This is a genomic window from Falsibacillus pallidus, from assembly GCF_003350505.1.
GTDB lineage: Bacteria > Bacillota > Bacilli > Bacillales > DSM-25281 > Falsibacillus > Falsibacillus pallidus.
Map to the genome: position 1 here is coordinate 20,873 of NZ_QQAY01000017.1, position 12,448 is coordinate 33,320.

Annotated in this window: 12 protein-coding genes and 1 other annotated feature; of the genes, 7 read left to right on the forward strand and 5 right to left on the reverse strand. The window is 43.1% G+C overall.

What is annotated here, in order from left to right; translation table 11 throughout:
• Window positions 1-97: 97 nt before the first annotated feature.
• The 4 genes from DFR59_RS17205 to DFR59_RS17220 all read left to right on the forward strand — a co-directional run bounded on the left by DFR59_RS17205 (window position 98) and on the right by DFR59_RS17220 (window position 3,144).
• Window positions 98-820 carry an amino acid ABC transporter ATP-binding protein gene (locus DFR59_RS17205; protein ID WP_114746907.1) on the forward strand — a complete coding sequence of 241 codons (723 nt, stop codon included), beginning with the start codon at window positions 98-100 and terminating at the stop codon, window positions 818-820.
• 66 nt (window positions 821-886) lie between these two features.
• Window positions 887-1,723: a transporter substrate-binding domain-containing protein gene (locus tag DFR59_RS17210; protein ID WP_114746938.1), complete on the forward strand. Its 837-nt coding sequence runs from the start codon at window positions 887-889 to the stop codon at window positions 1,721-1,723.
• A 92-nt stretch (window positions 1,724-1,815) separates the two neighbouring features.
• Complete coding sequence (locus DFR59_RS17215) at window positions 1,816-2,478, forward strand: amino acid ABC transporter permease (protein WP_114746908.1); 663 nt, start codon at window positions 1,816-1,818, stop codon at window positions 2,476-2,478.
• A 12-nt stretch (window positions 2,479-2,490) separates the two neighbouring features.
• The gene (locus DFR59_RS17220) at window positions 2,491-3,144 is read left to right on the forward strand and encodes an amino acid ABC transporter permease (RefSeq protein ID WP_114746909.1); all 654 of its coding nucleotides are present in this window, start codon (window positions 2,491-2,493) and stop codon (window positions 3,142-3,144) included.
• Window positions 3,145-3,272: 128 nt separating this feature from the next.
• On the opposite strand, the gene DFR59_RS17225 is transcribed toward DFR59_RS17220, so the two are convergent.
• From DFR59_RS17225 to DFR59_RS17235, 3 genes are all read right to left on the reverse strand, one after another.
• On the reverse strand, window positions 3,273-3,905 hold the full coding sequence (locus DFR59_RS17225; RefSeq protein WP_114746910.1) for a 2OG-Fe(II) oxygenase: 633 nt from the start codon (window positions 3,903-3,905) through the stop codon (window positions 3,273-3,275).
• A 252-nt stretch (window positions 3,906-4,157) separates the two neighbouring features.
• A complete protein-coding gene (locus DFR59_RS17230) occupies window positions 4,158-5,558 on the reverse strand; it encodes an APC family permease (RefSeq protein WP_114746911.1) in 1,401 nt (466 codons plus the stop codon).
• Window positions 5,559-5,757: 199 nt separating this feature from the next.
• On the reverse strand, window positions 5,758-7,098 hold the full coding sequence (locus DFR59_RS17235) for an amino acid permease (protein WP_114746912.1): 1,341 nt from the start codon (window positions 7,096-7,098) through the stop codon (window positions 5,758-5,760).
• Window positions 7,099-7,156: 58 nt separating this feature from the next.
• Window positions 7,157-7,361, reverse strand: a binding site (T-box leader).
• A 182-nt stretch (window positions 7,362-7,543) separates the two neighbouring features.
• Here DFR59_RS17235 and DFR59_RS17240 point away from each other — a divergent pair.
• Entirely contained in the window at window positions 7,544-8,047 is a 504-nt protein-coding gene (locus DFR59_RS17240) for a GNAT family N-acetyltransferase (protein ID WP_114746913.1), read from the forward strand.
• A gap of 556 nt (window positions 8,048-8,603) precedes the next feature.
• Here DFR59_RS17240 and DFR59_RS17245 read toward each other — a convergent pair.
• Both DFR59_RS17245 and DFR59_RS17250 read right to left on the reverse strand, forming a co-directional pair.
• On the reverse strand, window positions 8,604-9,308 hold the full coding sequence (locus DFR59_RS17245; RefSeq protein WP_114746914.1) for a hypothetical protein: 705 nt from the start codon (window positions 9,306-9,308) through the stop codon (window positions 8,604-8,606).
• On the reverse strand, window positions 9,305-10,012 hold the full coding sequence (locus DFR59_RS17250; protein WP_114746915.1) for a hypothetical protein: 708 nt from the start codon (window positions 10,010-10,012) through the stop codon (window positions 9,305-9,307). Before DFR59_RS17250 ends, DFR59_RS17245 begins: the two co-directional genes overlap by 4 nt.
• A gap of 161 nt (window positions 10,013-10,173) precedes the next feature.
• Between DFR59_RS17250 and DFR59_RS17255 the strand changes: the two genes are divergently transcribed.
• Both DFR59_RS17255 and DFR59_RS17260 read left to right on the forward strand, forming a co-directional pair.
• On the forward strand, window positions 10,174-11,271 hold the full coding sequence (locus DFR59_RS17255; RefSeq protein WP_114746916.1) for a threonine aldolase family protein: 1,098 nt from the start codon (window positions 10,174-10,176) through the stop codon (window positions 11,269-11,271).
• A 79-nt stretch (window positions 11,272-11,350) separates the two neighbouring features.
• Window positions 11,351-12,421, forward strand: coding sequence for a C45 family autoproteolytic acyltransferase/hydrolase (locus DFR59_RS17260; protein ID WP_114746939.1), 1,071 nt, complete (start codon window positions 11,351-11,353; stop codon window positions 12,419-12,421).
• Window positions 12,422-12,448: the final 27 nt, after the last annotated feature.

A 12,448-nucleotide genomic window follows, 5' to 3' on the forward strand; every position in this document is an offset into this window, starting at 1 on the left:
ATAGTAATTCATTATGAATTGTGTTACAATTACAATAATTACATATGTTTACATAATATATAGTTAATTCCAGCGAAGAGAAGAAGGAGGCGTATAAATGATTCATTTTAATGGCGTCAATAAATGGTATGGCGAGAATCACGTGCTGAAAAATATCAATTTGAACATAAAAAATGGAGAGGTTGTAGTGGTGATTGGACCAAGCGGCTCGGGCAAAAGTACGCTGATCCGCTGCATCAATGGACTTGAGGGATATAAAGATGGCGAAATCATGGTCAATGACCGGAACCTCAGCGATAAGAAATTGAACTTGAATGATCTCCGTAAAGACATCAGCATGGTTTTTCAGCATTTCAATCTTTACCCACATATGAGTGTCATTGATAATGTCACATTTGCACCTCGCAAAGTGTTGAAAATGACCAAAGAAAAGGCAGAAGAAGATGCTAAGCATTATCTTGCCAAAGTCGGGATCTTAGAAAAAGCCCATTTCCGTCCAACCCAATTGTCGGGTGGTCAGCAGCAGCGTGTAGCAATAGCCCGCGGCCTTGCCATGAAGCCGAAGATTCTTTTATTTGACGAACCGACTTCAGCACTTGATCCGGAAATGATCAATGAAGTACTTGAAGTTATGAAACTGTTGGCTAAAGAAGGATCGACTATGGTCGTGGTGACTCATGAAATGGGATTTGCCCGTGAAGTTGCAGACCGTGTGATTTTCATGGATGAAGGCCAGATAGTGGAAGAAAACACACCGAATGAATTCTTTACGAATCCTAGGGAAGAAAGGGCTAGAAACTTTTTAAGCAAGATCTTATAAAGTTGCCTTTCTCATATATTTTACAAATTTTAAGGGGGAGTTATTTTGAAGAAGTCTTTAGTGCTTATGCTGGTCATGCTGCTTAGTGTTGGAATTGTTTTGGCTGCTTGCGGCGGCAAAGAAAGCAGCAATTCAAACAGTAATGCAAGCAAATTGGATCAAATTAAAGACAGAGGGAAGCTGGTAGCAGGCGTCAAATATGACGTCAATCTATTCGGTCTAAAAGATCCTAAATCCGGGGATGTAAAGGGATATGACATCGATTTAATGAAAGCACTGGCCAAACATATCTTCGGGAAAGACAAAAAAATTGATGATATCCTGGAGCTTAAACAAGTAAACTCCAAGACCCGCATGGAACTTGTATCAAGCGGCGACATCGATCTTGCATCTGCAACAGCGACAATAACAGAAGAGCGTGAGCAGACAGTCGATTTCGGAAATGTGTACTTCATTGCTGGGCAGTCCCTGCTGGTTCCGAAAGACAGTAAAATTAAAAGTGTAGATGATTTAGGCAAAGATACAGTCGTTATTTCCGTTAAGGGTTCAACAAGTGAACAAAACATCAAAGAGGCAGCTCCTGACGCCAAAGTGACTTTATTTGATGATTATGCACAAGCTTTCACAGCATTGAAATCAGGAAAAGGCGATGTACTGACAACAGATAATGCCATCCTTATGGGAATGCATAAGCAGGATCCTGATTACGTTTTGACAGGCGGTCTGTTCACAGACGAACCGTATGGAATGATTTTCAATCAGGATGATGATGAATTCAGGGAATATGTGAACGATTTCCTTAATGACATGAAGGAATCAGGTGAACTAGCCAAAATCTATAAAAAGTGGTTTGGCGAGGAGCCGCCTGAAGATATCCTAAAAGAAAACACTATGCTGAAATAATGAAGAGGAAGTGAGGGCTGGTGTATTCCACTGGCCCTTTCTTTCATACTGAATGAGCTTCTTGATGACAAATAACATAAGGGGTGAGAAAAATGGATGCTCAAAGCTTTGCAACCGTATTTTCCCACATTGATGAATACTGGTCAGGTTTCTTTCGTACTCTCATTACGAGTTTGGCAGCCCTTGTCATGAGTTTTATCCTGGGATTCACCATTGCTTCGCTGCGGGTTTCAGGAGTAAAGCCGCTAGCTTTTTGTGCAAGGTGGTATGTCGAATTTTTGAGAAATACCCCGCTGCTGGTTCAGATTTTCTTCTTATACTATGCATTGCCGCAGCTTCATATCGGATTCCTGAATCTATCAGGATTTCAGGCGGGAATGCTAGGATTGACGTTTTATACAGCCGCATACATAGCTGAAATCGTCCGTGCGGGCATACAATCTGTTCCTAAAGGGCAGATGGAGGCAGCTCGATCCTCAGGGCTTTCCTATTATCAAGCCATGGTATTCATTATACTTCCACAGGCTTTCCGCATCGTGATTCCGCCATTAGGATCGCAATTTATTAATCTGGTAAAAAACTCAGCCGTTCTCACCTTCTTTGCCGGATATGATTTGATGTATGTTGCAGATTCACTTCAAGGGAGTACGGGGCAAGTTTTTCCGGTCTATATCCTTGCAGGGGTCTTTTACTTGATCCTGACGATTCCATTAAGTATACTCGTCAATTTCCTTGAAAGAAAACTGCTTGTTTAAGGAGGGCTGTACATGGATTTAATTAAAGAGGCATATACAATGCCAAACCTGATATTTTTAGGAAAAGGGGTTTTGATGACCCTTTTGCTTGCATTCACCGCTATTGTAGCAAGTTTTATCATCGGTGCATTCTTAGCTATATTCCGCTACAGCAAAACGCCGATCATTGGGAAGGTTTCCTTTGCCTATGTTGAGATAGTGAGAAATACACCATTGATTTTGATCTTATTTTTTACGTTCTTTGGTTTGCCTGAACTCGGAATAGACGTAACCCTGTTTTGGAAATTGGCCATCGCACTCATCATTTTTGAAATCAGTCAGCTTTCAGAAATTGTAAGAAGCGGTTTGAATTCAATTGAGAAAGGTCAGATTGAAGCTGCACGTTCACAGGGCCTGACATATATTCAAACACTGATATATATCATTATGCCGCAGGCCTTTAAGCGGATGATCCCAGCTATCGTCGGGCAGTTCATAACAATCGTCAAGGACACGTCCTATACGTCCATGTTCGGACTGCTTGAGATATTGAATTCAGCCAAAATTATTTGGAATCAGGATTTTGATTTTATCTTTCCGATCATCATCCTAGTAGCCGTTATTTATTTCGTTATAAACTTTTCTCTTTCAACCCTCAGCATTCGGTTGGAAAGAAGGTTGGGATGAGGGTGCAGAAATTGCACTCTTTTTATGTTTACAAATTAATCAAATGATGCAAAAGAAAGTGGGGAACGTTGATTCTCCAATAAACACAAAAAATGGACGGTCCTCCAGAGAAGACCGTCCATTCTACATTACTTATATCTTTTTCTCCTCATCCACTGAGTGGCAGCCCACTTATCTCCTTTGATAACGGGTGCTCCGCCGTGCAGGGTAAGGTCGTTTAATTCCTGATTATCGTAGAAGTATTCGAAGTACACGGCCATTCCTTTTTGAGGTGAGACGGAGAGTTTCAGGCTTGGAAAATACGTTTCCCCGCCTTCTTCCACATCATTCAGGTACATGACGAATGTACTGATCCTTGGGTTGCTGACAGGTTTGGAAAAGAAATCAAAGTGTGCTTTGTATTCCTGGCCAATTTGGTAGTTAAGGATTTGAAGCCCTTCCCCATGTTCGAAAGGAATGTTCATGATTTGAGACACTCTCTTTTCAACTCTTTCGACGACATCACTTTCATTTTCCGGAAGGAAGGTGCTGCTGCTCGTTCTAAGTTCATTTACATCGCGCCCGGATCCGATCTTGGAGCGGTCCATTTTTTCCTTGGATAATTGAATCAGCTCATCGCATTCTTCATGGCTTAATACGTTTCCAAGAACGACGACCAGCGGCTCTTCAAATCTAGCAATAATATTAATCTCACGGTCATCCGTTTTGATCTTATTCCCAACGTGGTTAAAAATAGTAGGTTCTTTCGTAAGTATGCTCAACTTTCATCTACCTCTTCAATATATTTGTAATATTTAGATAAATAAGAGGAAACTGGCGGAAGGAATAGATTGATCCCCCACCTTAAAAAGATCATCGGGATTAATATCAGTAGTCAGCAACAACCTCCAGGAAGCGAAAATAATGGTTGAATTCCATTTTTTGATATTCATTTTACACCGCGGATGAGAGATTTACTATCCTTTTTTTATGGCAAAAGAAAAGCCCAACCTCATAGGGTTGAGCTTTTTCTATTAACTTGCCTTTTTCAATTGTGTGCGTGTTTCTTTTGTCCCGAGCTGATAGAACCACAGTCCCAATCCTGCGAATAGAATAGGACCGACAACAAGTGGTGCATATTCTGAAATGGTTGTATGCGGGGCAGGGATCAAGGTCAAAGCTATCGTTCCGATGACGGAAAACAGTGCGGCTCCAGCCACGACATTCGCCATGATGATGCTCTTGATTTTAAATGGACGTATAGTAGTTTTGTCTGTCCTGCGTAATTTGATATAGGCAAGGATCAGATATACATATGGAATGAAGAAAGCTAATGTTGCCATGAATGTCAGCATATTCAGTGCACTAGAAATGGTCGGAATGAAACCTGAGAATAATAGAATCACAGACACGCCGGCTGACTGCCATAAGATTAAGTTGGATGGCATGTTGGCTTTATTTGTTTTGGTCAACATTTTCGGCAGGACGTTCTTGCCGCTTTCATAGAACATGACGCTTGGATTCAGAATAAGAAAAGATAATGCGCCAACGATGGAAATGACAAAACAGATGCCTAAAACTTGAGATAATTGAAATGGTAAATGAAAATCAGCTGTTGCTTTATCCGCGAACAAGTACAAAGCGGTTGCCGTTTGGTCAGGCTTGATATTCACGACAAATTGGAAAGCGATTGTTCCAAGGATATAAACGACAGCTATGATGGCAGAAGTGATTCCAATTGCTTTCGGGAAAGTTTTCTGCGGATTTTTCACGTCTCCGGCAATCGTTCCAAGCATCTCCATCCCTGCAAAGGCAAACATCAATGTGGATAAAAACATGATGGTATCAAGGGATAAACTGTTTGGCGTAATCGTTTTTGCGGTAAATTCCGTTGCGGAAGGGTTTCCGCTGAAGATGCTGTATGCACCGAATCCAAAGATAAGGATAACCGGCACCACCAGCCCGATCGGTGTTCCGATGGCCGCCAGCTTTTCACTCATTTTTGTTCCCCGGAGTGTCAGTAATGTAACGATCCAGAAAATCGTCAAGGCAATGATGGTTCTAAGCCAAGTATTTTCAATGATCATAGGCTGGTTGATGGCATACGAAATATTGACCGTGATGCCAAGCAGCAATGATGGGTAGTAGGTGAAATTCGCTACCCAATAGAACCAGCTGCTTAAAAAGCTCGCTCTTTGTCCGAATGCCCGATTGACCCACGCGCTGACGCCGCCTTGTTCCGGATAGCTTGTTGCAAGCTCCGCGATGATCAAGCTGAGGGGGATGAAATAAAGCAGTGCCGCGATGACCCAAAATAGAATGGCAGATGGACCGACTGTCGCTGCATAAGGAATATTCTTTAAACCTAATATTGTATTGACGCTGATGATGGATAGTCCCAATACACCAAGCTTTTTTGTAGATGGAGAATTCATGGCTGTATTCCTTCCTGAATAAATATAAATTAAAATGCAAGATTAATAATACGGCGGAAAGAATATTTATACAATATGGTTTATTAAAATAAGATTTTTAAATGTATTTATATAATTTGGACAGTTCGGCAAAAAGCGGGTCTCCACGGTTTTTGGCCGAATAAAAAAGAGCGGTGGAAGCACCGCTCTTATCAAATGTTTAGTGTATTTTTTTCTTTGCGAATATAGAAATGACAGTAAGTCCGGCTACCGCCGCAATGCATACCGTGGAACCGACGATATTATCTTTATTGAATAAAAATGAAATAAAGATGAACGAAAGACCGGCGATAGCAATAATGTTCGTTGCCGGGGACCATTTAAGACGGAAGGATGGACGCACCTGATCTTCTTTGCGAAGCTTCAGATGGGCCGCGCAGATTCCGATCCAAATCAGCATGACAGTGAATCCTGGAATTGTCATCAAATAACCGATGACTTGCTCAGGAGTCATGTATGCAAGGAACACGCCGACGACGATAAAGAAGCTGGTGATCATGATCCCGTTGATCGGAATGCCTGTGCTGGTTGTTTTAAGCAGTCTTTTAGGAGCCTCGCCGCTTTGTGCCATGGAATACAGGGTCCTTGATGTCGCGTAGATGCCTGAGTTGGCTGCAGACAGGACGGCCGTCAATAGCACTAAGTTCATGATATGCGCTGCCCCAGGAAGACCTGAGAGGCTGAATACTTGAACGAATGGGCTTTCTTTTGCCGATACTTCGTTCCAAGGCATCAATCCGCAGATAATCAGCATTGGAAGTACGTAAAAGATCATGACCCTCCAGACCGTTCCTTTGATGATCTTCGGAAGGACCTTTTCGGAATCCTTGACCTCAGTGACCGCGACCCCGATCAACTCTGCCCCGCCATAGGAGAACATGACAACTAAAAGGGCGCTGATTGTTCCGCCGAATCCATGCGGGAAGATTCCTCCATGTCCGGTGAAATTGGAGATAGGATCATCCACATGGCTTGGCAGAACGCCGAAAATAATAAGGAAACCTAAAACAATGAAAGCAATAAGTGCTAATATCTTAATTCCGGCAAACCAAAATTCCATTTCCCCATAATGCTTGACCTGGAACAAATTGATTCCAATAATGACGATGCCGCAAATCAGGCTCAACAGCCATAACGGTACACCGGGAAGCCAGTACTGCAGGAAGCTTCCGCCTGCTAATAGTTCAACGATGGTGACCAGGATCCAGTTGATCCAGTACAGCCATCCAACGATGAATGAAATTCTGAATCCAAAAGCTTTATGCACAAGGTTCTGGACATTCAAATTGGGGTGCATCATGGCCATTTCCCCTAAAGCTGCCATGACGATAAAGAGGAGAAGCCCTCCTGCCAAGTAAGCTAGCACAACACTCGGTCCTGCCATGCTCAATGTGTCTGCACTGCCTTTAAAAATCCCCGTTCCAATCATCCCTGCCAAAGCAATGAACTGAACGTGCCTTGGCAGCAATCCTTTTTTCAACGCTTGCTGATTCTCCTCCATGCTGAACACCCTTTCTCTCTGAACAATAAAAAACAAAAACGCCCCTACCGGAAATACCAGTAGGGACGATGAATATCGCGTTACCACCCTAGTTGCAGGAAAAAATCCCTGCCGCTTCATTTTGTTAACGGCTCACACCGCCCTGATTCAACAGGGAGCTCAAGGAGCGAATTTCATTTTTGTCTGTGTGCTGATTTCCACCATCCATCAGCTCTCTATAAGCAGCAGGACAAAAACTACTGAATTCCTATCAACGCTTCTATGAATATTCTTTTGCTTAAACGCTTTTAAGTATTAAAGTTTTTACTACTATATCATATTTTAAAGATATGTCAAATGAGTTTTTGATATTTAATAGTATTAGCTGAAATAACATTAATATGCGCATTTAATCCATAAATTGGATTATAATGGTTTCATTCAAACGATGGATGGAGGAAGAGGTATGGTGCTAATTCGAGATGCCCATGAAACAGAATTGGAATTGATAAGAAAGCAGAGGGTGGAAGCTTATGACGAGCACAAAAATAAAATTTCATCAAACCATTGGAAAGGGTTGAGGACAGCCATTTCTTCAAAAGCAGATCAAGAAAACGGTGCGATGATATTTGTAGCTGAGCTAGAAGGGGAAATTGTCGGAAGCATCGTATTATGTCCAGAAAAAACAGATGTCTACCGGGGGCTCGTCGGATCCTCAGATTACCCTGAAATCCGGATGCTCGCAGTTGACCCGCATGCGAGGGGAAAAGGGATAGCGCCACTCCTGATAGAAGAATGCCTGCGCCGCTCCAAAGCAAGGGGCTGCACGCACATCGGTCTCCATACAGCCCCCTTCATGGAAACAGCGATGAAACTCTATCAAAAACTGGGATTCCACCATGTCCCTGAACATGACTTTGAGCCTGCGGATGATGGAGTCGTAGTAAAAGCATTTCGGAAAGCATTGTAAAAAAGGTACCGGGTTCAATATTGCCCCTATTTGCATGATGAAAAAGAAAAAAGGTTATGAAAATAGGTGGCATTTGATGAAGATGGGACAAAATATAGAAAAAAGACCTCCTCCATGTCCAATTTGGGGTCTTAATGAGTGAAATTCTGCTCTCTTTAGAGGTGAAGGAAATTTGCGAGAGACATTTGGAGAAAAACAGTGTGGAATTCATAGCGGATTTCCCTTCTTGACGGGGGCTATGCGCGAGAAACGGTTGGCCATGCGCCAAACTCCATGCTCTATGCGCGAAAAATGATTCTTATGCGCCGGCCAAGTCCAGCTATGCGCGAAAACTCCAATTCTATGCGCCTGTGGCTAGTTTTCCTAACTAGGTACATAATGGGATCCTCCTGTTCAATAAGGAAATGCACCACATAGGCCATTTTTCGACAAAAACCGGGTGATGACTGTCACCTTTACTGGAACGGATTGAAAAAGGAACCGAATTCGGTTCCTTTTTCTGTAAAGATCTCTACTCTAATATTCCCTCAAGATCCTCTTTACCAAGAATAATTAATTAATCGATAATTTCATCTCCTCTGTGATAGCTTTCTCCATTCACGGACTGCTCAGGAAATACAGACTCTCCATTTTTATTCATCGGAAGCCAACCTATATACATAGAACTGTGCGAGAAGAAATTATCAAACATTGAATGGGGTTCATTCCGAGAAGTGTCCTTAAAGTTCTCCATATAGTAAGCCCAGTCTTTCGGGAGTTTCTTGAATCCATAGGTGCTCTCATCTAATAAAGCTGTGGTTTTCATCTGCGTCCCAGGCTCATATGTGGATATCCCTCCTGATCCGGAATAGGATCGTCTCTTTAAGAGGTAAAAGTCAATCTGCCCCAACTGGTCATCAGGATGCATGTTCCAAACGATGTATTGTGAAGACGGATCATTCTTCTTAAAGGTCCAGATTCTAGGGGAGCCGTTGGTTACAATGGAATCCATTGCCCACTTATGATGTTTCCATACGACAAAAATCAGTCCGTAAGTGTCCTTGGATGTTATAAAAGGAACCAGCACATGAGTTGAATCGATCGCAAGGATTTCTTGTATATTGTCTGGCCGAAAAGTTGTATCTTCCTTGGCGGCCATGGACATAATTTCTTTCTCCGTAGGAAGGCCGCTCGGCTTTGCTAAATAGAACCAATATGCTGATAAGATGGCGATGACGAGTACCAGTGCTAAAAACATTGAAAGCTTTCTTCGTTTGGTCATTCTTCATCCACCCCCTCGAAAATAGAATCAGGTGAGCGGAAATAGTGCTGTTTTTCCTTGCTTGTTATCAAAATGCCTTTCCCATCTTTCGCAACATAAACAAGTGTCTCGATGCCGCTTCCCCACTTCGATGAAGTTCCTTTCAAGACATAAGGAAAAGTTTCTACCACTTGTGTTCTATCGAGAGAGGCGGTTTGATCATGCCAGTTGAAGATATTCAATTCTTCTTCTTTCATATTTTCCACAGCGGTTTGAAGCTTCTTAGAATCGACCATTTCCTCTTTGCCGCTCGGATGGATCACAATGACCGAAGGGGAGTGGATGTTTGAGACATAGGTGCTTGCCACATCCCTTGGAAAAAGCATATGGTGAACGGAAATGCTCAGGAGGCTGGATATCAAAAAAATGAAATTCGCTGCAAACCCTAGCCATGCATAGGGACGGTAGGCTTGCCAGCGACCTTCTTTCCGACGTAAAACACCGAATAAAATCCATACGCCAAGAGGGAGAATGGATATTTGTATAATTTCCCCAAAGAAATGCATTTTGAAGGAAAATGAAAATAAACCGATTACCATGACAAAAATAATTTTCCATGTTTTCAGCTTAATCTCTTTTCTCCGGTAAATAAAAACTGCTGAAAAAATAATCAGCCCCCATGCAGCAAGGCTGAACAGAACGGCTGGGAGGTTGAAGTTGGACAAAATGAATCCCCCTTATTTCTCTTTTTATCCATTTTATCAAATAAATGGGTTGACTAATGTCATTTATTAAAAATTGCCCCCATCCCAAAAGAGGATTCCGCACAATTTATCTAGAAAACAATGAGTATTAACCAATCAAGAAAACTTACATAAATGGGGAGATTAATATGAATAAAACGCTGATAGAAGCTTTTAAAACTGCAGAATACCCGGTCAATGGACATGGAAAGAGAAACATGAAAGTCCTGAAAGATGCGTTCGACACAATCGATGATCATCTGGAAAGTGATATGTACGGGGCAGGGAAGGTCATTGAGGAGTTTCAAGAAAAAATGGCTAAGTACCTCGGCAAAAAAAGTGCGGTCTTTTTCCCGAGCGGCACCATGGCGCAGCAGATTGCCCTGCGAATCTGGAGTGATGAAAAAGGGATCAAAAAAGTCGCCTACCATCCGCTATGCCATTTGGAAATCCACGAACAGGATGGCTTAAAGAAGCTTCATCATATAGAGTCCGTTCTACTGACAGAGAAAGATAGAGTGATTGAAATGGAAGATATCTTAAACATGGAGGATGAGGTCTCTGCCATACTTCTTGAACTCCCTCAGCGTGAGATCGGAGGGCAGCTGCCTGATTATAAAACACTGGAAGACATCTCTTCCTATTGCAAAGAAAAGGGAATCAGGCTTCATTTAGACGGGGCGCGCCTGTATGAAGTCCTGCCATTCTATCAAAAAACGGCTGCAGAGGTCTGTTCCTTATTTGATAGTGTCTATGTCTCACTTTATAAAGGGATTGGCGGCATTGCCGGTGCCATTTTAGCCGGAGATGAATCTTTTACCCAGGAAGCGAAGATCTGGAAAACACGCCACGGCGGCAATTTGATCAGCCTTTATCCGTATATCCTGACGGCAGACCATTATTTTGAAGAAAGAGTCGGAAAGATGGAGCAGTATTTTATCGAGGCCATTGAGTATGCTTCATTTTTCAATGCCTGCCACCGGGTTGAGACCATTCCGGCTGTACCGGTTTCAAATATGTTCCACGTCCATTTTCATCTTGCGAAAGAAAAGGCAGAGGCGATTTTGCTTGAGGTTGCTGAAGAAACAGGGGTCGTCTTTACCGGCTATCTAAAAGAAGTGAATGATCATCAATGCTCGTATGAAGCGTCCATCGGTGATTTATATCATACCGTTCCAAAAGATCGTTTGATGGATGCTTTCTGGATGCTGGATGAAAAATTGAAGGCAGCTGGAGAGTAAGGAGACGGGATGTTTTCTTTTCGTGGAATTATCCATTATGCTGATTGAGACGATTCCAAGAGAGGAAAGAAGGGCAGACATGAAGGAAATTCACAGCGAGATTATTCAATTCAGAGGTTCTCACTACGATTTTGGGTATATGCAGGGCATGCGGCTGAAGAATTCTTTGACCGTTATCAATCGGGAAAATCAATGGAAAGTGCGGAAGCCCCGATTCGAAATAGATGAACAGGAAGCCAAACGGGAAATCAAGCGATTCGCACCGGGTATATGGGATGAGCTTTTGGGGCTTCAAGATGCTCTTCAATGGCCGATGCAGCAGGTGCTGCAGGAGTTCGGCGGCTACCGGGTGGAGTATAACCGTTCCGGCTGCTCGATTTTGACTGGAGAGGATTATCTCATCCGCAACTACGATTACCATCCGAAGACGTATGAAGGGCGGTATGTATTGTACCAGCCGACAGACGGCAAGGGGTATGCGATGATTGGACCAAGCCAGCGGGGAACGGGCCGGATGGACGGCATGAATGAACACGGGCTTGCTGTCGGCTACAATTTCATGAATCGAAAAAAGCCCGGAGATGGGTTCATTTGCTGCATGATTGGCAGGCTCATCCTGGAGTCTTGCGCAACTGTTGCCGAAGCTGCTGCGATGCTCAAGGAAATACCTCACCGCCATTCTTTTAGCTATGTGGTCTATGACAGGGATCGGGAAGCTGTTGTGATTGAAGCCTCTCCTCGCGATGTGCAAGTGAGAATGGCAGCTGCCTGTACAAACCACTTTGAAATCATGAAGGATGAAAACCGCAGGCATCTGGTTGATTCTGAACGAAGGCTCAAAGTCATTGAAGATACACGGGCAGCTGCAACATTAAATGCTAAGCAGGCATTCCGGCTATTGAATGATACTGATAAAGGCGTCTTTTCCGATTTGTATGGAAGCTGGGCAGGGACCATCCACACAACTGCCTACTTGCCGCATCAAATGAAGGCTTGGATTACGCTCGGAGGGGACAGGGAGCCAGTAGAATTCGACTTCGGAAAGTGGCTGGAAGGAGCAGATCTGGAAGCGGGCAGGATCACAGGCGCCGTTGATACAGATATTCCTTTTCTGCACATGGATGAGAATGCGGATTGGTATAAAAGGTAGACCAAACAAAAGAGAGGACCGGATATT

Excerpts from the sequence above, each read along its gene's own strand:
- DFR59_RS17240 (WP_114746913.1), top strand. The coding sequence starts at position 7,544 with ATGGTGCTAATTCGAGATGCCCATGAAACAGAATTGGAATTGATAAGA.
- DFR59_RS17235 (WP_114746912.1), bottom strand. The coding sequence starts at position 7,098 with ATGGAGGAGAATCAGCAAGCGTTGAAAAAAGGATTGCTGCCAAGGCAC.
- DFR59_RS17220 (WP_114746909.1), top strand. The coding sequence starts at position 2,491 with ATGGATTTAATTAAAGAGGCATATACAATGCCAAACCTGATATTTTTA.
- DFR59_RS17205 (WP_114746907.1), top strand. The coding sequence starts at position 98 with ATGATTCATTTTAATGGCGTCAATAAATGGTATGGCGAGAATCACGTG.
- DFR59_RS17215 (WP_114746908.1), top strand. The coding sequence starts at position 1,816 with ATGGATGCTCAAAGCTTTGCAACCGTATTTTCCCACATTGATGAATAC.
- DFR59_RS17230 (WP_114746911.1), bottom strand. The coding sequence starts at position 5,558 with ATGAATTCTCCATCTACAAAAAAGCTTGGTGTATTGGGACTATCCATC.
- DFR59_RS17260 (WP_114746939.1), top strand. The coding sequence starts at position 11,351 with ATGAAGGAAATTCACAGCGAGATTATTCAATTCAGAGGTTCTCACTAC.
- DFR59_RS17210 (WP_114746938.1), top strand. The coding sequence starts at position 887 with ATGCTGGTCATGCTGCTTAGTGTTGGAATTGTTTTGGCTGCTTGCGGC.
- DFR59_RS17245 (WP_114746914.1), bottom strand. The coding sequence starts at position 9,308 with ATGACCAAACGAAGAAAGCTTTCAATGTTTTTAGCACTGGTACTCGTC.